The organism is Brachybacterium tyrofermentans (assembly GCF_039526165.1).
Taxonomy (GTDB): domain Bacteria; phylum Actinomycetota; class Actinomycetes; order Actinomycetales; family Dermabacteraceae; genus Brachybacterium; species Brachybacterium tyrofermentans.
The window spans coordinates 110,864-130,482 of sequence record NZ_BAAAIR010000038.1; the positions used below are offsets into that span (position 1 = coordinate 110,864).

Annotated in this window: 16 protein-coding genes; 3 read left to right on the top strand and 13 right to left on the bottom strand. The window is 68.1% G+C overall.

The window, feature by feature from the left end:
- On the bottom strand, window positions 1-1,503 hold the full coding sequence (locus tag ABD093_RS10110) for a sugar transferase (protein ID WP_343924209.1): 1,503 nt from the start codon (window positions 1,501-1,503) through the stop codon (window positions 1-3).
- 265 nt (window positions 1,504-1,768) lie between these two features.
- Here ABD093_RS10110 and ABD093_RS10115 point away from each other — a divergent pair, with 265 nt between their 5' ends.
- From ABD093_RS10115 to ABD093_RS10125, 3 genes are read left to right on the top strand one after another with little or no spacing between them, the layout of a single operon-like run.
- Window positions 1,769-2,737 carry a glycosyltransferase family 2 protein gene (locus ABD093_RS10115; RefSeq protein WP_343924211.1) on the top strand — a complete coding sequence of 323 codons (969 nt, stop codon included), beginning with the start codon at window positions 1,769-1,771 and terminating at the stop codon, window positions 2,735-2,737.
- Between the two features lie 59 nt (window positions 2,738-2,796).
- Window positions 2,797-3,576, top strand: a complete 780-nt coding sequence (locus tag ABD093_RS10120) for an alpha-1,2-fucosyltransferase (RefSeq protein WP_343924213.1) — start codon at window positions 2,797-2,799, stop codon at window positions 3,574-3,576.
- Window positions 3,576-4,544 carry a glycosyltransferase family 2 protein gene (locus tag ABD093_RS10125; protein WP_343924215.1) on the top strand — a complete coding sequence of 323 codons (969 nt, stop codon included), beginning with the start codon at window positions 3,576-3,578 and terminating at the stop codon, window positions 4,542-4,544. The genes ABD093_RS10120 and ABD093_RS10125 overlap by 1 nt, the downstream gene beginning before the upstream one ends.
- 4 nt (window positions 4,545-4,548) lie before the next feature.
- Here ABD093_RS10125 and ABD093_RS10130 read toward each other — a convergent pair whose 3' ends face one another.
- From ABD093_RS10130 to ABD093_RS10185, 12 genes are read right to left on the bottom strand one after another with little or no spacing between them, the layout of a single operon-like run.
- Window positions 4,549-5,679 (bottom strand): glycosyltransferase, encoded by a 1,131-nt coding sequence (locus ABD093_RS10130; protein WP_343924217.1) that lies wholly within the window; start codon window positions 5,677-5,679, stop codon window positions 4,549-4,551.
- Window positions 5,672-7,555, bottom strand: coding sequence for an ABC transporter ATP-binding protein (locus ABD093_RS10135; protein WP_343924219.1), 1,884 nt, complete (start codon window positions 7,553-7,555; stop codon window positions 5,672-5,674). Before ABD093_RS10135 ends, ABD093_RS10130 begins: the two co-directional genes overlap by 8 nt.
- Window positions 7,552-8,685 (bottom strand): glycosyltransferase, encoded by a 1,134-nt coding sequence (locus tag ABD093_RS10140; RefSeq protein ID WP_343924221.1) that lies wholly within the window; start codon window positions 8,683-8,685, stop codon window positions 7,552-7,554. The genes ABD093_RS10135 and ABD093_RS10140 overlap by 4 nt, the downstream gene beginning before the upstream one ends.
- Window positions 8,685-9,635, bottom strand: a complete 951-nt coding sequence (locus ABD093_RS10145; protein ID WP_343924223.1) for a glycosyltransferase family 2 protein — start codon at window positions 9,633-9,635, stop codon at window positions 8,685-8,687. Before ABD093_RS10145 ends, ABD093_RS10140 begins: the two co-directional genes overlap by 1 nt.
- On the bottom strand, window positions 9,628-10,476 hold the full coding sequence (locus tag ABD093_RS10150) for a glycosyltransferase family protein (RefSeq protein ID WP_343924225.1): 849 nt from the start codon (window positions 10,474-10,476) through the stop codon (window positions 9,628-9,630). Before ABD093_RS10150 ends, ABD093_RS10145 begins: the two co-directional genes overlap by 8 nt.
- Window positions 10,473-11,546 (bottom strand): glycosyltransferase family 4 protein, encoded by a 1,074-nt coding sequence (locus ABD093_RS10155; RefSeq protein WP_343924227.1) that lies wholly within the window; start codon window positions 11,544-11,546, stop codon window positions 10,473-10,475. Before ABD093_RS10155 ends, ABD093_RS10150 begins: the two co-directional genes overlap by 4 nt.
- Window positions 11,543-12,784 carry an ABC transporter permease gene (locus tag ABD093_RS10160; protein ID WP_343924229.1) on the bottom strand — a complete coding sequence of 414 codons (1,242 nt, stop codon included), beginning with the start codon at window positions 12,782-12,784 and terminating at the stop codon, window positions 11,543-11,545. Before ABD093_RS10160 ends, ABD093_RS10155 begins: the two co-directional genes overlap by 4 nt.
- A complete protein-coding gene (locus tag ABD093_RS10165) occupies window positions 12,781-13,884 on the bottom strand; it encodes a glycosyltransferase (protein ID WP_114306139.1) in 1,104 nt (367 codons plus the stop codon). Before ABD093_RS10165 ends, ABD093_RS10160 begins: the two co-directional genes overlap by 4 nt.
- Window positions 13,875-16,124 (bottom strand): N-acetylneuraminate synthase family protein, encoded by a 2,250-nt coding sequence (locus ABD093_RS10170; RefSeq protein ID WP_114306138.1) that lies wholly within the window; start codon window positions 16,122-16,124, stop codon window positions 13,875-13,877. Before ABD093_RS10170 ends, ABD093_RS10165 begins: the two co-directional genes overlap by 10 nt.
- Window positions 16,121-16,828: an acylneuraminate cytidylyltransferase family protein gene (locus ABD093_RS10175; RefSeq protein ID WP_114306137.1), complete on the bottom strand. Its 708-nt coding sequence runs from the start codon at window positions 16,826-16,828 to the stop codon at window positions 16,121-16,123. Before ABD093_RS10175 ends, ABD093_RS10170 begins: the two co-directional genes overlap by 4 nt.
- Window positions 16,825-17,886 carry a hypothetical protein gene (locus ABD093_RS10180; protein WP_096196830.1) on the bottom strand — a complete coding sequence of 354 codons (1,062 nt, stop codon included), beginning with the start codon at window positions 17,884-17,886 and terminating at the stop codon, window positions 16,825-16,827. The genes ABD093_RS10175 and ABD093_RS10180 overlap by 4 nt, the downstream gene beginning before the upstream one ends.
- On the bottom strand, window positions 17,877-18,893 hold the full coding sequence (locus ABD093_RS10185; RefSeq protein WP_096196829.1) for a CgeB family protein: 1,017 nt from the start codon (window positions 18,891-18,893) through the stop codon (window positions 17,877-17,879). Before ABD093_RS10185 ends, ABD093_RS10180 begins: the two co-directional genes overlap by 10 nt.
- Window positions 18,894-19,619: the final 726 nt, after the last annotated feature.

Genomic DNA, 19,619 nt, shown 5'->3' on the forward strand with positions numbered 1-19,619 from the left:
TCAGTATGCGCCGGAGGAGGCGAGCACTGCGCGCACGGTGCGCAGGAGAATCTGCAGGTCCTGGATGAAGGACCAGTTGTCCACGTAGTAGAGGTCCAGCCGCACGGTGTCCTCCCAGGCGAGGTCGCTCCGGCCGGAGACCTGCCACAGCCCGGTGATGCCCGGGCGCACGCTGAGCCGGCGGCGGGCATCCTCGTCGTACGCGGAGGCTTCGCGGGGCAGGGCGGGTCGCGGGCCCACCAGGCTCATGTCGCCGCGCAGCACGTTCCACAGCTGCGGCAGCTCATCGAGCGAATAGCGACGCAGGAAGCGGCCGGGCCTCGTGATCCGCGGATCCTCGCGCATCTTGAACATCACGGCGTTGCCTCGGTCCTGCACCGCGCGCTCGGTCATCTCCACCAGCACGGCTTCGGCGTCGGTGACCATCGTGCGGAACTTGAGGAACTCGAAGTGGTGACCCTCGCGGCCCACGCGGTCCTGGCGGAACACCACGGGCCCTCCGTCGTGCAGCCGGATCCGCACCGCGATCATGGCGAGCACCGGGGAGAGCACGGCGAGCAGCACGGCAGAGGCCACGATGTCGAAGAGACGTTTGGTCCATTTCAGCGCCGCACGGGCCCGCGGGAGGTCCATGTGCACCAACGGGAGCCCGGCCACCGGTCGCATGCGCAGGCGGTCGGCGGAGATCTCGGTGAGGCCGGGCACCACGATCACGCTGACGTCCTCGTGCTCGAGCTTCCAAGCGGTGCGACGGAACTCCTCGGCGCTCGCGGTCGCACCTGCGGTGAACAGGAGGATGCCCGGGCGCAGGTCCTCGGCGATGCGCAGCAGGTCCTGTTCCGGTCCGAGCACGGGGATCCCGAGCTCGGAGGTGGACGCGCTGCCCGTGGGTGTCACGGCGCCCACGATGTCGTAGCCGAGCCAGCGCTCGCGGTGGATGGTGCGGGCGATGCCGTCCACGTGGGCGAGGGAGCCCACGGCGATCACTCCCTGACGGAACCTGCCGCGTGTGCGCGCGGAGTTCAGGGTGCGCCGGATCAGCACTCGGTCCAGCAGGAGCAGGGGCGGGCCCAGCAGGAAGAAGGCGAGGAAGAACGCGCGGGAGAGTTCGATGTCGGCGAGGTAGACGACGGTGCCGATGATGCCGGCGGCGGCGAGGGTGGCGTGCAGCAGGTTCCTGAACAGCTCGGTGCCTGATGGCACCAGACGCGGGTCGTAGCCGTTGAACAAGGTGATCGCGAGCAGCCAGCCGAGCGCGATCACGGCGGCGCTGTCGAAGATGTGCTCGGAGAGATCGCCGGCCGCGCCGAGCGCCGCTTGTCGCACCAGATAGGCGCCGCCCATCGCGAGGATGATCGCGAAGACGTCCAGCACCACCATGAGGAGGATCGACTGACGTCGCAGTCGGGTCAGGCTGCCGATGCCTTCGAGAGTCCGGCGAACATCAGCACGCGCTGCGCCGGCGCTGCGACGAACTCGCAACGCATCATCTGACAACGACATGATCCCCCGACCGCATCTCATGCCGGAGGCCGCTCGTGCGCCGAGCCCCGCCGGTCCTGCTCAGTTTTCGGCCACACGTCCAGGGCCCTATCGCCACTGTAGTGCGCGTTCCACGAGTTTCCGGCGAGTAAGGTGCCGGGCTTCATAGCCCCGTCGGGCCGCACGCCGAACCCGCAGGCCACCGGCGATCAACGCTCAGTACCATCTCTGTAACGGCGGCACTCCGGCCAGTGTCGTCCACAGCTTCGAGGGAAGGCATCCTGCCATGGCACCCGCACCAGATTCCGGCGCCGACGTAACTGTGCTGGTGGTCGCGTACCGACATGCCGAGTACGTCGTCGAGTGCCTGGAGAGCATCCGGCAGCAGACTGCCGTGCCCGGGCGGGTGATCATCGCGGACGACAACTCACCGGACGACACCTCCGCCGTCATCACCGCCTATCTCGATGCTCATCCCGGCTTCGGGGAGTTTCGACGGAACGACGAGAACATCGGTCTCAACAGAACGCTGAACAAGAATCTCGCGACCGTCAGCAGCAGGTATTTCACCTATATCTCGGCGGACGACGTGATGAGGCCTCAGCGCATCGAGCGGCATCTCGCTCTGATGGAGAAGGCTCCGGACGCCGCACTCGCCTACAGCGACGCCGTGGTCATCGACGGGGAGTCCGCCGTCCTGCACGAGACGTCGCAGACAGAGTTCCCCTGGCCTGCAGGCCCCGAGGACCGCGAGAGGCCTTTCGCTGCGCTTCTGCACACCAACTGGGTGCCTGCGGCGTCGCTGTTCCTGCGCACCGAGGTGCTGCAGGGTGCCGGTGGCTATCGGGCGGACCTCTTCTACGAGGACTTCGAGCTCCTCGTCCGGCTGTCCAAGCATCATCGGTTCGTCTGGACGGACGAAGCACTCGTCGGCGTGCGCCGGCTGGAGACCTCCTTGGGCGCGACCGGCTTCGCCTCGACGAACCCGCCCTTCCTGGTAGCGCTGGATGCCGCGCTGCGGCACTATGCCGATGCCGAGGAACCGCTGCGGGGGCAGGCGGCCTCGACGCGGTGGGAACTGGCGAAGCGTGCGTACCGTTCGACGATGCGGCCCCGAGAGTCGTTGTCGCTGCTCTGGAACGCACGCAAGGGCGCATCCCGTCGAGCGGCCGTCCTGCGGCACTTGGTGGCCTGGGCGCTTGAGGCCGGCCGCTCGTTCGCAGCACCTCACGTCATCTCGAGGGCACGCTCATGATCACTGGGACCGCACGGCGCTTGCTGGAGGTCGCCCGAGCGCGCCCAGGAGCTCCGACGGTGCAGTTCACGCCCGATGCCGTGCGGGGTGGGAACATCCTCTACTACTGGCAGTGGGCCTACCTCGGACAGCTCGCCGGGGATCGCCGCTCGGTGCTGCGCACGGACCACATGGATGCGTGGCTCGAGGAGTTCCCCGTCCTGGAGAGCCTCACCGTGTCGCGCGCGGACGTCTCCCCTCTCGACCAGCGAGCGTTCGCGACGCGGCATCACTTCGGATCCAGCTTCACGGCAGAGGAGAATCGGCTGTTCAGCCGGTGGCTTCTCGACGGGTCGCCGTCCTTCGAGTCCCGCGTCGAAGCGGCGCGCCGCGTCATCACGGATCGGACATGCGTGATCAACGTGCGCCGCGGCGACTACTACAGCATCCCGGAGTTCCGTGCCGAGTTCGGCCTGGACATCCGCGCCCACGTGTCGCAAGCAGTCGAGATCCTCGTACGATCCGGCCGAGCCCCGGAGGGCGTGCTGATCGTCTCCGACGACCTGGGGTGGTGCCGCGACAATCTCCAGGACACGCTCCCGGGTGGATTCCGCTCCCTCCCGCACCGGACGAGCCTGTTCGACGACCTCGCCGCACTTGTCGCGTCCCGCACGCTGGTGCTCGCCAATTCGACGTTCTCCTACTGGGGGAGCCATCTCGCTGCCGCGCTGCGCGACGACCACGTGGCGGTGGCTCCGCCCTACCATCAACGCGTCGCGGCCGGGCCGCCGGTGGATGATCTGTTCGACCCACGGTGGGAGCGCACGTCGCTCCCCGCCGATTCGGAGGGGCCCGCGTGATGTCCTCCGCTCCTGAGATCAGCGTGATCATCCCGTGCCACCAGGCCGCGGGGACTCTTCCGCTCCAGCTGCGCGCACTCGCCTCTCAGCTGGATGCTCCGCCGTTCGAGCTGCTCATCGTCGACAATCGCTCGACCGACGGACTGGCCGCAGTGGTCGAAGAGCATCGATCCGCGCTTCTGGCTGCGGGTGCCACGGCGGTCCGTCTTCTCGACGCCCATGTCGAGTCCGGCGCGTCCTATGCGCGCAACGTGGGTGCCTCCCATGCGTCCACCGACTTCCTGGTGTTCTGCGACGCGGACGATTGTGTGTCGGCGAGGTGGCTCGCCGATGCCTTGGCTCTCTTCGAACAGGCCGACGCCTTCTCGGGCAGCGCGCTGCCGATCCCTGACCCGGAGTTCGGGACGGACATCAGCGCGCTCCGTGATCGGATCGCGCCGGCGGCCCTCCCGGCACCGGAGGTGCGGCATCAGCAGGAGCTCGCGATCCCGATCCTCATGGGTGGTGATTTCGGGATGCGTCGGTCCCTCTATCTGCAGCTCGGCGGGTTCGACCAGGCGTTGCCGTCCGCCGGCGAGGACAACGATCTCGCCATCCGCCTCCGCGCTGCGGGGCACCCCGTGCTGGACTCGTACGCCATGCGCATCGCCTACCGGACTCGGGAGACAGGACGAGCCCGTCGCCTCATCGCCCGCCGTGCGGCCTCGACCCATGTGCTGCTCTGCCAGCGGTACGGCGTCTATCGTTCCTCTGCGTTCGTGGGCCGCGGACGCCTGCTGATCGCGACCGTCAAGCTTCCGGCGGCCGCTCTGACGATGCTGCTGAAGCCCGGGCCGCGCGACCTCGACGGGTTCCTCGCCCGGGCTGCAGGCGTCCAGGGCTTCTGGACGGGAGTGCTGCGCTACCGCGTGTTCCGTCGCGTCCCCCGCGCCCGCCTCGGGGTCGGGCTCGAGGTGAGCGTCCGGTGAGCCCTCAGACCTGCGCCACGTCCCGGAGGTGGGCGACCCGGGCGGCGAACTCGTCCTCCGACGCGTGGCAGCGCATGAAGTCGAGCGCTTTCGTGCCCGCCGCTGTGAGCATCTGAGGAGTCGCGCCCAGCTCCTGCACGGTATCGGCGAGGGCCGCCGTGTCGCCGACCGGGACCTCCCAGCCGGCTCCGTGATCGCGAGCGAACGGGGAGAACGCCTCGTGCGCGAATCCGAGCACGGGAACGCCCAGCGCGAAAGACTCCAGGTAGGTGCCGGCCGGATCCGCCTGGGGATAGGGCAGCACCATCAGGTCGACGTTCTCCCGCACCGAGGGGATCCATTCCTCCGCGAAAGGCAGGGCTCCGGCGAAGGTGACGCCGGGTCCCGCGGCGCGCTCGATCTCCGGCCGGAGGGCGCCGTCGCCGTACATCGTCATCGTGGCGTCGAGGCCGCGAGCACGCAGTTCCGCGACCAGCCGTACGGCGTGATGCGGCCCCTTGATCGGGATGTGTCGTCCGGAGAACCCCAGACGGATCGGCGCCTCCGTGGAGGGCTCGACGGCCCGTGAAGCAGCGATCACCTCCCCGGGGACACGGTGATCGAAGAAGAGCATCGGGGAGCCGCTGAGGTGCCGGTGCGCCGACCAGGAGGCGTAGCCGTTGCACTGGACCCCTGCCGCTCGACGGATGGACCGGTGGAAGGCCGGGGCTCGGCGCACGATGCCCGCCGTGATCCGGGCGCGGGACAGGGCCGAGCGTGCCTGGAGCAGTTCGACGCGCAACCGCTGACGCAATCCGTTCTCGAGCGTGAAGACCGTTCTGGTCGGGTCCCAGGCGCTCAACGCGTAGTTCGCCGGAGCGTGCAGCGCCAGGACGACGGCCGGGTCCACCAGGGCCGCGGCGTCCGAGGGCGCACGGTCCAGGAGCAGGTCGAACTCCAACTCGTCGCTCGGGACCGCTTCGCCCAGGGCCGTTCCACCGCCGGAGGACGACGGAGCGGAGACGACGATCCGCCCGGGCCACCCCAGCGCGAACATCCTCAGGCCGCTGATCGTCTTGCGGTCGAACCAGCGCGTGCGGCCGTCCACGCCGACGGGATCGGATTGGACGAGCAGCAGGACCGGCTCGTCACTCATCAGGGTCCCCGTCGAGCCCGTGCCCGAGGGGCTCCTCGCGGATCGTGTCGTCGGTGGCTACCGGTCGCCCACCGAGGTCCCCCAATCGCACCAGGTGCGCGAAGTCCTCGTTGGTGCGCTGCAGCTCGGCGAAGGTGCCTCGGCCGGCGACCGTCCCGTCCTGCAGATAGACGATCTCGTCGACGTTCTTCACGGTGGAGAGCCTGTGCGCGACGACGATCACGGTCACATCACCGCTGAGGGCGCTGATGGTCTCCGTGATCTTCCGTTCGGTCTCGTTGTCCAGAGCGGAGGTCGCCTCGTCGAGGACCAGCAGCTTGGGCTCCCGGTACAGCGCCCGGGCGATACCCACCCGCTGCCGCTGACCACCGGAGAGCCTGGCGCCCCACTCGCCCGCGCTCGTTCCCAGCCCTTCAGGCATCTCCGAGATGACGTCGGTGAGCTGCGCCTGTTCGATCGCTCTTCCCAGGCGCTCCTGGTCCGCCTGGTCCGGCGAGAGGTCCATGAGGATGTTCTGGACGATGGAGTCCTCGGTGAGGAAGACGTCCTGGGCGACCATCGAGACATTCGCCTGCCAGGCGCGCTCTTTCCCCGTCATCTCCGTGCCATCGATCAGCACGCGCCCGGCAGACGGCGAAAGCAGGCCGAGCACGACGTCCACGAGCGTCGTCTTGCCGGCACCGGAGCCGCCCACCAGGGCGATCGACCGGCCGAACGGGATGTCGAGGTCGATCCCGCGCAGCACCTCCTCCTCCGCCCCCGGGTACCGGAAGTGCAGTCCCTCCAGTCGGACATTGTGCCTGAAGGGCAGAGCCTCTGCCTCGGGTTCGGTCGCGGTGCCGGTATCCGAATCCAGCAGTTCCGCGTGCACGATCTCGAGCGACTTCCGGCCCATCCGGAATCCGTTGACGGCCCCGACGAGCATGGAGATGTTGGGCAGCAGCCGGAACCCGGCGGCCACGAACAGGGCCAGCGATCCCACGGCCGACTGCGCCGATCCGGTCGAGAAGCTGACTGCGAGCAACGCTCCGATACCGAGGATGAACAGGATCTCGAGAAGATACTTGGTGATCCCGCTGTAGAAGTTCCCCTCGCGAGCCGCCTGCTCCGTGTCGGTGATGCCGGCTTCGAAGCGACGCACGAAATGCTCCGCGGAATGCCGGATCTTCGTCTCCTTGAAACCATTGAGCCCCTGGAGCCCAGCGATCGTCGACTCGACGGAACCGGACATCATCAGGTCGCCGGCACGAGCGATGCGGGGCCGCACGATCCGCAGATAGGCGAGGGATGCTGCCACGAAGTACAACAGCGCCAGGAGAGCCTGGACGGGCGTGGCGACCAGCAGCGCGATCACGATCGCGATCACCGTGAGCCCACCGCTGATCATGGTGATGAGACCGCTGACCATCGCGTTGAACGTCTGACCCACGGCAGCGGTCATGGTCCGGAAGGTCTCCCCGGTCGAGCGCCGTCGGAACTCGACGTACGGCGATTGCATGACGTTGCGGAAGATGCGCACGGACAGCCGCACGCGCTCCCGCGCCACGAAACCCGTCTGCCACCAGGTGAACGCCATCGTGCAGACGTCCTTGACGATGAACAGCAGGACGACCGCGAGCACGAGGGCGAGGCCGAACGTCGAGCGATCTAGTGATCCGGTCGCTCGCCAGACGGTGCCGAGCGCGCCCTCATCGAGCGGGGCTCCGGTCGCGATGCTGACGAGCGGCAGCACGGTGATGATCGCAGCCGTTTCGAGCAGCGCGAGGATGCCGGAGACCACAGCAGCCATCAGCAGCTTCACCTTGGTGCGCCGGTCGAGGACGTCCCGGAGCAGCTGCCACGTGGTGAGAGCGCCCTCCGACGTGCGTGCGCTCACCGGGACCCCGCGATGCGGCCGACGATCTGGTGCAGGTCCGCGATGAATATCTCCTCGGAGAACTGCCCGGCTCGGTGCGTGACCGACGTCGTGTCCCACGGCCCGTGATCGTCCATCACGCCCACCCCTGCCCGGATCGATTCCGCGGTCGCCTCCTCGAAGAACGCCCCGTTGGTCTGGTCCTCGATCGTATCCATATAGCCTCCGGCCCGGAGCGCGAGCGTCGGCACCCCGTGCGCCCCTGCTTCGAGGGGCGTGAGGCCGAAGTCTTCATGGCTGGCGGCGATCAATGCCGCGGCGTTGGCGTAGGCCCAGCGCATCTGGGCATCGGTCAGCCCCTCGACGAGCCGTACATTGCTCGGTGCGCTCGCGAGCAGGCGCTCCCTCTCCGGTCCCTTGCCGATGACCAGCAGGCGACGGTCCGGCAGCTCACGGAAGGCCTCGATCACCCGGTCCACGTGCTTGTACGGCTGCAGACGCGAGACCACGAGGTAGTGGCCACCCTCGGAACCGTCTGCCCCCGCCCAGCCGGCGAGTTCGGGGATCGACTCCTGAGGGCCCTCTGCAACATCCGGGCTGAACGGCGGGAACAACGTCGGGGCGTCGATCCCGTACACCCGGCGGATCCGCTTGCTCACCACCGTGGAGTTGCCCAGGTAGTGGTGCGCGGTCATTGCCGCGCGGCGATCCCAGTGCTTGAGGAACGGAGTGAGACCGGCGAGCGCGAGTCGCTTCGGGTCCAAGCGTCCGGCCTCGCCCAGGTAGTCCTCCGGGAGGTACAACCACCGCGCCGGGGAGTGGCAGTAGACGATTTTCTTCCCTTGCGTGGGGAAAGCGTGCGCCCATCCGGACGAGCTGGCGATCACGACGTCCGCATCGATCCGCTGCCGGGAGGCGGCGGCCGCGAGCAGCGGCAGCGCCTTGCGCGGATCCCTCCGAAAGGCCCCGATGCGGTTCAGGCCGCTGGTGTGGATCACCTTGTCCCGGTATTCGGGGTAGGTCTGGTCGGGCTCGTAGAAGAGGGTGTGGATCTCGGCGTCCGGGAAGGCGCGGCAGATCGATAGGACGAGCCTCTCGGCTCCGCCGCGCTGAGTCAGGTAGTCATGAGCGATCGCGATGCGGGGTGCCATCAGAACCTTTCTATCGCAAGATGCGGGTACCGATACCCGGCCACCGCGGCACTCTCGACGACCAGAGCGACGATCTTCTTCGCCAACGGCCTGGGCAGTGCCGGAATGACACGATCTGCCAGATGTCCAGCACGGGCCGGATTACGCCGGAGCGTGATCGCCATGCCCCTCACAAGAGCATTCCACGCCGACCAGGGTGGAACTGCTGGCGGGAGCGGATGGTCGTCGAACTTTGCCTCGAACAGTCGTCGTGCTGCGGCAGAATGCGCCGCGCGCTTCGCCCGGATGTGCGTCGTGACGGCTGCGACCCGGTGCGGGGTCTCGAGCTCAGCCAGGAGCACCACCGGGATGCCCGCGAGAAACAGTCGATAGCCGAAGTCGATGTCTTCCCACCCGTACAGCTGGTACCGAGGGTCGTATCCGCCGATTCGTTGCCAGGTCTCCCGCGTAACGGAACAGTTCCCCGCCCAGTAGCGCCACCCGAGTGTCGGGTTGCCGGCATAGGCGTCCCGACGAAATCGTTCGTCCGCGTCATACCCATACACCTCGGAATAGCGAGAGCTCTCATAGACGTTCAGATAGAGACCGACAACACCGCAGAGTGCGCCCTCATGACGTGTCACATGACCCGCGACGTAGTCCGGACGTGGCACCAGGTCGTCGTCGCACCGGATCAGCACCTGCCCCCAGGCCGCCTCGAAGCCAGCATTGAGCGCGGCCACCCGCCCCCGGTTCTCGGGAAACTGGATGGTTCGGAGAGTGAGGCGACGCTCTCGTGCGAGCAGCGCGACAGACCCGTCGTCCACACCGTCGATCACGACGATCACCTCGAACTCCGGCGTCCCCTGCTGCTGGTCCGCCAGGGCGTCAAGCAGCAGAGGCAGGCGCTCAGCTCCACGGAACGACGGAATCACGATGCTGGCGACAGGTCGCTGTGAAGGCTCACTCACGGGCGCTTCTCCTTCTCCGAGACTTACGCACTCGCGCTTGGACGACCAGCGGTCTCACATACGGCTTGAGCCGTCCGATGAGTTCCTGTCGAAACGCACGGATGCCCTGCTCCAGGTGGCTCATCGGACTGCGCACTCGCACGCTGTACTTGTCGAGGAGCTCCTCAGGGACCAATTCGTGGCCGACGCCGAAGCGATCCGCGAAACGTGCGACTCCCAGCGGCTTGTCACGGTGCCCGCAGAAGTGCATCACGGCGGCATCCGACAGCGAGTCGTCATAGAAATGGCCGCGCGAGTTGAGCTCCCGGTGGTCGACGATTCGGGCCTCGTTCACGAGTTCCGAGTACTGCAGCGCCCACCACATCTGGTCCTGATCTCCCCCGGTGAAGAGCCCGTCGCGCGAGTCATCCCACCACTCCCGCACGTCGTCGAGCGAGGCACGGTGCATCAGATCCAGCAGCTGCCTGCTCCGCACATCATTCCTGAGCAGGACGACTCCTGTATTGATCCGGGACCAGAATCCGTTCGGCTCCTCAGGGCCGTTGGCGACGACCAGAAAGAGTCCGTCCCCCTCCGCTGCGGCCACCAAGCTCCCGATAGTGTCGCGCTCAAAATTCGTGAAGTACGCATCATCATCGATCCACGCAATCCAGTCGTATCGCCCTAACACCCGTCGGATAATCGACGTCTTATAGAAGAACTTGTTCATGATCCCCGTGTCGACACCACACTCCAGACGGTAGTCCAGCCCATGCTCTCGCGCATATATCGCATGATTCACGTAGGACCTCAGTCGAATCTCGTCTCCTCCGGACACCACGCATATATCGAGTGCATTCATGCTGATTTCACGCCCTTCCGGCGATTCTCCGGCGTTTCATGGGCCATGCCGGACAGGAGCGAGACCAGAGCCACCTTTCCGGCCCGAGGCGAAAACTCCCGTTCCCACCTACTCCGAGACGCGGCGACCACCTTCTCGGAGCTCGACAAATCATCCACCGCCGCACTGAGCACCCGAGCCAAGTCCTCGCTGTCGCCACGTTCTGCGATCCATGGATGACGAGACCCTGCCACTTCAGGAAGTGCGCCGGAGTCGGAGATGATGAACGGGACGCCTGCCGCCATCGCTTCTGCGGCGACGAGCCCGAAAGGCTCTTCCCAGACTGAGGGGAAGACGGCCAGGTCGATGTCGTCAAAGAACATGTCCCGCGCGACCCAGCCACGTTCGATCACACGGTCGGCTATAGGGGCCAGCGCCGCTACGATCTCGCGATCGTCCGCGTCGCTCCCGAACCTGTTCTCACCCGCCAGGATGAGCTGGACGTCTCGGTCCGTTTCTCGAATGATACTGCGGACGGCTCGGGCCAGAACATCAACGCCCTTGTCGCGCGTCAGGCGCCCGAGGAACCCTATGCGCAACGGCTGATCGACACTGATGCTTCGAGGTCGGAAGGGGATCTCCTCGGTCCAGTTCACGAGCACCTTGGACCCTGGAATCCGATCAGCCATGAATTGTGAGGGTACGAGCACTCGACGTGCCGCCAGTTTGCCGACCCGTGCGGCAACTGCGTTCAGACCCACCGGCAGAATGTGGAAATGAACGATTCGGGGGCCTATCCCGGCCGTCGCAAAGGAAGGGACGAGACCGTTGCACCATAGCGGGATGCGTCGGTGTCGAAGCCTCCAGAGGCAGAGCGAGACGATGTACTCACGACGATTCGTGGCACGAAGCGTGGTCGTCTGAAAACCGCTCTTCTGCGCTAGACGGACGAGCTCTCCCGGGCTGGCTGGTCCGATGACCATCACTTCATGGCCAAGGTCCCGGAGTGCTCCAGCGATGTTGAGCAGCATGACCTCGCCGCCACCGATGTCGCCGTTGTTGGTGGCGATCGCACTCGTCGGGGCGCTCATGCAGGACTTCTCGCACTGCGTGTGCCAGTAGATTCAGTGTCGTCGTCGGAAGAAGCAGCTCGACTCGCCCGCAAGTAGATGGCGAAGGCGATCACCACCCCCCACTGAATCGTGAAGAGCACCTCGCCGAGGCGCCACGCACAGACCAGGAGTGCGATCGTGGCGGCTTGGACCGCGATCTCCTGGCGGTTGAGGTCTCGCGTGAAGGGTCGCAGCGCGAACACGACCGTGATACCGAGGACCAGCAAGAGCCAGGGCCACCCGCCCTCGACCAAAGCACTCCAGTAGGAGTTGTGGAAGAACCACACCTTCATCGGGGCATCCGGGAAAACGATGTAGGCCTCACCGAGGCCGGAGCCGAAGAACCCCGCACCGTCCACCTTGATCTCCGAGGCCGCATCGATCCGACTGCGCAGAGCATCTGAGCCATCACGATCGGAGAACATGCCGATCTGGGAGAAATCCTCGGCGAGCAGTCTGACGCCGAGATAGACCGCCAGGCCGAGAGCCCAGCGCCCGACGACGGCCAGCCGCGGCGCGAGCACGACCCAGAGCACTCCGGCACTGAGCGCCGAGATCGAGGTACGTGATCCGGTCTTCCAGACGAGGACTGCGAACGCGAGGAGCAGGACGACCTTCAGCCATCGTTTGTCGATCACGGCCAGCATCAGGACGCCGAACACCGCATAGGCCATGCCGGCCACGTTCTTGTCCATGAAGTAGCCGGAGAGGGCGCCACCATAGTTGTCCGGTGCCAGGCCCACGTAGAAGGCAACGGCGTTGAAGAGCATACCGATGCCGAGGCCGGCGATCGCCGAACGGAAGTCGATGCGGCCGGTGGCCAGGATCAGGACCAGTACGGCGGTCAGGGTGAGCCTGATCAGACGGCGTTTCCAATCCGAGGCCAGGTCGGTCGGGTCCGCGAACATCGAGATCATCGCGATGTAGAACAGAGCGATCGCGAAGATCGGCACGATGAGCTGGAGGCGGCCGAGGTCGGCCTGCGGGCGGCGCGTCAGACCGAGCCCGATGATCGCCATCATCACCAGCTGGTTGAACGGCAGAGGCAGACCGAACAGCGCTCCCTCGAAGATCAGACCGAAGAAGAGGATCAGCTCGGGGATCCGCCAGCGCCCGATCGCAGAGAACACGTCTGCGGTCTCCGTGCGCACACGCGCACCCATCGCCGTCGCGACGGCGGCAGGATCCGCGGTCCGGTCCGTGGTGCGTGCGCTCACGCCGTCACCTCCCCGTAGACGTTCGCGATGGCGCTGCACATGCCGGCGACGTCCATGCGCCCTGAGGCAGGGGGACGTGCGGCCACCTCGGTGCCCTGCGCAGTGATCGCGCGGGCCACGGCAGGCAGGTCCTCCGCCGGCACCAGGCACTGCTGCGGGACGATCTCGCGGTTCCCGCCCACGTCCGTCGCGACGACGCCCACCCGGTGGGCCACGGCGTCGAGGAGGGTGTACGAGAGGTTCTCCCACACCGACAGCTGCACCACCACGTCGTGACCGCGCAGCGCGCTCCCCGCGTCGATGTGGCCGGGGAAGTCCACACGGCCGGTCAGGTCGAGGCTCGCCACCAGCCGGCGCAGCGAGTGGCCCTCCGGCCCGGTGCCGGCGATCGTCAGGCTGGCCGCGGGATGCTCGGCGGCGACCAGAGCGAACGCCCGCACCAGCTGGTCGATCCTCTTCTCCGGTGCGAGGCGGGACAGGGACAGCACGCGCAGCCCTGTCGTCGGGCGCTGCGCCGGGTCCACGTCATCGACCCCATTGCGGATCACGGTGACCTTCCTCCCGCTCCCCCATTGCGCCGCGACCTGCTGCGCGGTGGAGGCGCTGACGGCGATCACGCGGTCGGTGCGCAGCAGTCGAGTGCGGTGGGCAGCCGCTTTGACCTGAGCTCGGAGAGCGTCGGCCTGGTAGTACCCGCGCACCCCGGAGATCCCGTGCTCGGTGGAGACCACACGGATGCGACGCCCTGCCCCGGAGCGCAGTCCGGTCACCGCTGCGATCCCGGCGAGGTCTGCGAAGGCGAGGTGGGTGTGCAGCACGTCCGGTCGCAGGCGCTTGAGCGTGCGCCGTATCGCCCGCGTCGCCGCTGCCGCACCGTCGGTCGGGGAGACCGGGCCCGTGAGTACTGGTGCACCCTGCGCTCGCAACTGCTCGGCGAGCGCCCCCTCCGGGCAGAGCACGACGATGCGCCACCCGGTTATTCCGTGACGCAGCGCGTCGAGAACGTGGCGTGCCACGCCGCCGAGGTCGGCGACGGGGACGCACCACAGCACGAGCCGCGGCAGCGCCCGCTCCGCCGCGTCGGCCCCTGTCAGAACCATTCCCGCAGCCGATCCAGGGCCGTGAAGAACCCTTCGCCGTTGTTGACGTGGCCCATCCAGATCTCGGGGATGAACGGAGCGGTCGGTGCGAGGCGGTCCATGCGCTCGGCGAGGTCCTTGAAGTCGACCTCTCCCTCCCCCACCTGCACGCCCTCGCCGTCCACACCCACGGAGTCCACGATGTGCAGGTGCTCGGTGTGCGAGCCCATCGCCTCGAGATACTCGCTGAAGGGGCGCTGGTAGAAGTTCGCGGCGAGCTTGGAGTGGGAGACGTCGAGGGTGAGCCGGCGGTCGTAGGTCTCGCAGAACCACACCGTGTCCTCGGGCTCCACGAACAGGTTGTGGAACTGCTGGCCGCCCATCAGCCACGGGAACGGCGGCAGGGTCTGCGCGGTCAGGCGCACGCCCTCCTCGTCCACGCGCTCCAAGCCCTGCTGCACCCGCTCGTACAGCGGGTAGCGCTCCTCGGGCCGCAGGTGCCGGTCCGGCAGGAAGCCGCCCATGGTGATGATGACGATCGGGTCCTCGTCGCAGGTGAAGTGCTTGCGCAGGTCGCGGGTAAGGTCCACCACGCGCTGCACCTCACGGATCGAGCGCTCCCAGATCTCCTCGTCCGGGGAGGCGAGGTCGATGAGGAAATCCCCGGGATAGAGGTCCGGGGCGTGCACGGTGAAGAACTGGTCGAGCTTCTCACCGGAGTCGAAGAACTGGCCCAGATCGAGCTCCATGTCCTTCGCGCTCTGATGGAACTCGAGGAAGTCCGGCTCGGAGACCTCCAGCAGCGCCCGGAAGTCATGGAACCGCACCGGCAGCCCCCAGGGGCGATGGAAGCTGTAGTCGCTGCGGGCCTGGGGGCGTCCGGCGAGGTCCCCGGCGTAGAAGAAGTCTCCGCTGGGCACGTCGCGATGCAGGGTGACCCCGAGAAGGGCATCGCGCTGGTGGGGCTGCAGGCCGCGGCCCGGGCTCTTGACCTCGACGTCCGCCGCGGTCACCGTCTCCCCGGAACGCAGATCGCGAGTGGCCACGAGGGACTTCGCGAGATTGACGCGGTTCATGAGCTCCCCGGTGGACAGCTCGCGCGGACGATCGCTCCCGAGGGCCTCCTCGACCTCACGGATCTGCCGCACCATGGCGCTGAGCTCCTCGGGCAGCAGCGACACCTTGTGGTCGTTCCCCTCGAGGGTCTTGTCGAGCGTCACGTGCTTCTCGATGATGCGCGCGCCGCGGGCCACCGCCGCGACCGGCACGTGCCAGCCGCGCTCGTGGCCGGAGTAGCCCACCAGGCAGTCGCCGAGCTCGGCGAGCCGGTCCATGTACCGCAGGTTCACGTCCTTGTAGGGCGCGGGATAGGTGGACTGCGTCTGCAGCAGCGCGAAGGGAGCACCCTGGCTGCGCAGCACGTCCACGGCGCCGGTGATCTCCTGCTCGGTGCTCATGCCGGTGGAGACGATCATCGGCGCGCCGAACCCGGCCACCCGGGTCAGCAGGTCGTGATGGGTGAGATCCGCCGAGGCGATCTTGTAGCCGGGCATCCCGTAGCTGTTCAGCGCATCGGCCGAGGGAAGGTCCCACGGCGTGCAGATCACGTTCACCTCGCGCGCCGCGCAGTGATCGAACACGCGGTACATGTCCTCGACCGACAGCGAGTACTTGGCCAGGAGGTTCATCGTGTACTGGGCGCCGAGGTCCTCCCCCGCGCTCGCGGAGCTGCCGGAGCGGTACAGCGCGGCCATGTCCCGCAGCTGGAACTTCACGGTGTCCACCCCGGCGCTCACGCACTCGTCCACGAGGCGCTTGGCGAGGTCCACATCGCCCTGATGGTTGTTGCCGATCTCGCCGATGATCAGTGACGGGCTGCCCTCGCCCACGGTGCGCGACCCGATCGTGAGGGTGCGGGCGCCGGGGGTCGCCACGGCCACCAGGCGGCCGCGGTCGTCCACCACCGGGATCCGGTCGATGCCGCGACCGAACAGCTCGGCGATCTCCGCGACCGGGGTCCCCTCGGCGACCGAGACGAAGTCCGTGTTCGCGGCGTCGAGCGCGAGCGCGCCGAGATCCGGGGAGGGCTGGGCGACCAGCCAACGGCGCACGTCGCCGTCGCTCAAGGTGCCGCGCACGGTGCCGTGCTCGTCCACGAGGAAGGCCACGCGGGCCTGGTTCTCGCTGATGCGGCGCAGCGCTTCCAGCACGGTGGCCTGCACGTCGACCGCGAACGGTGCGGTGTGGCGATCCAGGATCACGAGGTCCTCCAACCAAGTCGGGTCAGCATGCTCTCGGCGGCGGCGACGTCGGTGAGCGTGTCGATGTCCACGCCCTCCACCTCGTCGAGCACGAACAGGTCCGTGCGGCCGCCGATGCGGTTGTGCCGTGTGCGATAGATGTGCGGAGCCGTCACGTACAGGCTCCCGTTCTCGAAGTAGTGCATCTGCTGGGCGGTGAGCTCCTGGCGGCGCGGCCGAGCGGTCACGTCGTACGCCGCCTGTGCGTTCTGCCCGGGGGCGGTGGGGAGCCTCCAGAAGAACGGCGACTCAGGCACCACGCCCACCAGCGAATCCACCCCGGTGCTGCGGAACTGGGCGATCGCCCGACGGATCGTGTCCGGGCGGCGCACCGGAGAGGTGGCCTGCAGCAGCACCACCGCATCGAGCTCCGTCCCGTCGGCCTCGACCACGTCCATGGCGTGCAGGACCGTCGGCTCGGTGGGCGCGGTGTCGGTGGCGAGCTCGGCAGGACGCTCGATCACGCTGGCCCCGTGCTCACGGGCCACGGCGGCGATCTCCGCGTCCTCCGTGGAGACGGCGACGATCACGTCCCCGTCGCCGCGCGCTTCGAGGGCCTGTGCGATCGTCCAGGCGATCAGCGGCTTCCCGCCGACGGGAAGCAGGTTCTTGCGAGGGATGCCCTTGGAGCCGCCTCTCGCAGGGATCACGGCGAGCGCGGTCATCCCGCGCCCTCGAGGATCTGGGCGATCAGCCGTGAGGGCTCGTCGGCCGGCTGCACGGGAGCGGGTGTCGGATCCCCTCCCCAGGTGCGCATCCCGTAGCGGTCCCAGAACTCGTGCACCCAGGTGGGGGTGCGTGGGCCGTACACCCAGGCGGGCAGGCCGCGCACGGCCGCCTCCAGCACACCGGTGGAGAAGACGCCGACGACCGGGCCGCGCAGCTCGTGCAGCGGGATCGCGGAGTCCTGGAACTCGATGCCGCGCCGCGCCATCACGGAGTGGGCGACGCGGGAGAGCGCGTCGGTCTCCGCGGGATGCGGGCGGTACAGGGCGTTCTCCGCGCGGCAGAAGGTGGTCGCGGCGCCCGCGGTGATCCGCCGTGACAGCTCCGCGCCGTGCATCTGGCCGAGGAACACCGGTCGCTCCTCGAGATCCGCAGGGGTGTCCTCCGACTCGTGGGCGGCCTGCCACAGCAGCTGAGAGCCGACCGCGCGGGTCTCGATGTCCTGCCGGCCGGAGCGGTAGAACTCCGCGTCGGCGTCGCTCCACGCGAGCAGGGTGATCCGCGGCGGCAGCGGCGGCGCGAAGGGGGTGAGAGCGCCGTGCTGCACGACGGCGCCGCTGATCTCCTCGGCGAGCGCCCACTCGTGCACGATCCGGCCCACCTCGAGATGCCATCCCAGCGTGATCACGGAGCCGATGCCCAGGCCTCGGAGCACCGCCTGCGGAATCGCGACGTTCTGATGGGTCCAGTCCGACCCGGACAGCTCGGGAAGGTCCACGCCGGCGGGGGCGAGCACGTCGACGCCCCTGCGCACGTACGGCAGTGCGGTGAGCAGGCTCGCGCGGGAGGTCGGCGAGGTGGAGTCCAGGCCGATCAGCAGGCGAGGGCCCGCGTCCCCCTCGCGCGAGTGCAGCACGAAACCGGGCGCCGAGGACGCGGCCTCATCACCGCGGCGCCGGAATACGCCCGTGACGGTGTGCTTGATCTGCCGGGCCCGGTGACGCGAGTTCTGCCATTCCTGCCAGCGCTCCAGACTGCGCGGGTGGATCAGTGCCATAGCGAGTCGACCTCCTCGAGGCGATGATCGAAGGTGTGCTCGGCCAGGGTGCGACGGCGACCTGCCGCACGCAGTCCCTCGGCCCAGACGGGATCGGAGAGGGCACGACGGGAGAGCTCCTCAAGCTCGTCGAGGTCGTGCCAGACGGCGACTTCGGTGCCCACGTCGTAGAACTGGTCCACGTCGTCGCGATCCACGAGCTGCACGCCGCCCATGCCGGGGATCTCGAAGGTGCGCATCGCGTGACCGTTCTGCAGACCATGGATCGCGACCGCAGCGGCGCCCTCCGCATGGATCTGGTAGGCACGCTCGAGCGGCACCTCGCGGGACGCGGCGATCGGCGGGCGGCGCCAGGAGAAGGTGCGGGCACGATCCATCGGATGGCGGGAGAAGTCCCGGCCCCAGGCGTGCACCGGAAGGCCCCGTCCGCCGAGCTCGGCGAGGGTCTCGTACCGGTTCTGGTACCCGGAGCCGATGAACACGATCTCGCCTGTGCGCGTCGAGGTGGGCTCCACGCGATGGGGGTCGAACGCATTGGGCACGAAGTGGGCGTCCACACCGCGCTCGCGCAGCATGTCGGTCTCCGAGCGGGCGTAGTCCACCACGGGGCCGATCTCGCGCAGGAAGGCGTCGGTGTAGTCATGGCGGTGGAGGTCGTCGTAGAGCCAGAGGATGCGCGGGATGTCCCCGAGGGCGTCCCAGAAGCGGGCATCCAGGCCGTCGCCCTTGATGATGATCACCCGGTGCGGTCGCACCTCGCGCAGCATCGCGATCACGCGGTCGGTGAGCCGTGCCGTCTCCGCGGTGCGTCGGTCCCCGCGCACGCGCAGACGCTCGGGCAGCTCCACCGTGGCTTTCAGCCGCAGCTTCTCGCCAGCGGTGTCGTAGGCGTCGTAGCGGGCGGTGTGCACCTCGTAGCCGCGGCGGGCCAGGGCGTCCCCGATGCTCTTCCAATAGCCGTGGAAGGAGGGGGAGATCAGCAGCAGGCGCTCAGGGGAGCCACTCATCGCGGCAGCTCCCTCCCGGACCGGTGGATCAGGTGCAGCTCCTCGCGGGCCACGGCAAGGGGATGCACGTCCCGCCCGGCTGCCCGGCGGCCGGCATTCCACACCAGGTTCACGCCCGTGGCCAGGGACATCCCCGCCCGCAGCAGATGCACGCTGCTGTGCTTGCGGGCGTAGCGCATCCTGGCGCCCACCAGCCAGCCGCGGCGGCGGGCCTCGCCGCCGGAGGAGGCGCCACCCACGTGGCGCACCTCCAGATCGGCGTCGAGCAGCGACGGGATCCCCTCCCGGCGCAGACGCAGCTGGAGGTCGACCTCCTCGGTGTACATGAAGTAGCCCTCGTCGAAGCCACCGGCGCCCCGCACCTCGGCGAGCGGAAGCAGCAGCACCGCGCCGGAGACCCAGTCCACGGGGATCATGCCGGTGCCACGCTCGGCGTCGAGGTCGTGCCCCACGGCGCGATGCAGCAGATCACGGTGTCGCTGGGAGGCCAAGGGCACGAGCCACTCGGTCACCTGATGCCCGATGGTCGGGAACCTGCGGGCCGCGTAGCCGGAGCCGCCGCTCTCGCCGACGTTCCGACAGCCCACCACGGCGGGCATCCAGGGCCGGGCGTGCTCGACGAGCCTGCGGCAGAAGCCGCGCGGGATCTCGAGGTCGGAGTTCAGCACGAGGGCGTGCTCGATGCGGCCCCTCTCGACTCCATGGGCGGGGGCCTCGTGGGCGAAG

Excerpts from the sequence above, each read along its gene's own strand:
- ABD093_RS10130 (WP_343924217.1), bottom strand. The coding sequence starts at position 5,679 with ATGAGTGACGAGCCGGTCCTGCTGCTCGTCCAATCCGATCCCGTCGGC.
- ABD093_RS10165 (WP_114306139.1), bottom strand. The coding sequence starts at position 13,884 with ATGGTTCTGACAGGGGCCGACGCGGCGGAGCGGGCGCTGCCGCGGCTC.
- ABD093_RS10175 (WP_114306137.1), bottom strand. The coding sequence starts at position 16,828 with ATGACCGCGCTCGCCGTGATCCCTGCGAGAGGCGGCTCCAAGGGCATC.
- ABD093_RS10115 (WP_343924211.1), top strand. The coding sequence starts at position 1,769 with ATGGCACCCGCACCAGATTCCGGCGCCGACGTAACTGTGCTGGTGGTC.
- ABD093_RS10180 (WP_096196830.1), bottom strand. The coding sequence starts at position 17,886 with ATGGCACTGATCCACCCGCGCAGTCTGGAGCGCTGGCAGGAATGGCAG.
- ABD093_RS10155 (WP_343924227.1), bottom strand. The coding sequence starts at position 11,546 with ATGAGCGCCCCGACGAGTGCGATCGCCACCAACAACGGCGACATCGGT.
- ABD093_RS10110 (WP_343924209.1), bottom strand. The coding sequence starts at position 1,503 with ATGTCGTTGTCAGATGATGCGTTGCGAGTTCGTCGCAGCGCCGGCGCA.
- ABD093_RS10140 (WP_343924221.1), bottom strand. The coding sequence starts at position 8,685 with ATGGCACCCCGCATCGCGATCGCTCATGACTACCTGACTCAGCGCGGC.
- ABD093_RS10150 (WP_343924225.1), bottom strand. The coding sequence starts at position 10,476 with ATGAATGCACTCGATATATGCGTGGTGTCCGGAGGAGACGAGATTCGA.
- ABD093_RS10185 (WP_096196829.1), bottom strand. The coding sequence starts at position 18,893 with ATGAGTGGCTCCCCTGAGCGCCTGCTGCTGATCTCCCCCTCCTTCCAC.
- ABD093_RS10125 (WP_343924215.1), top strand. The coding sequence starts at position 3,576 with ATGTCCTCCGCTCCTGAGATCAGCGTGATCATCCCGTGCCACCAGGCC.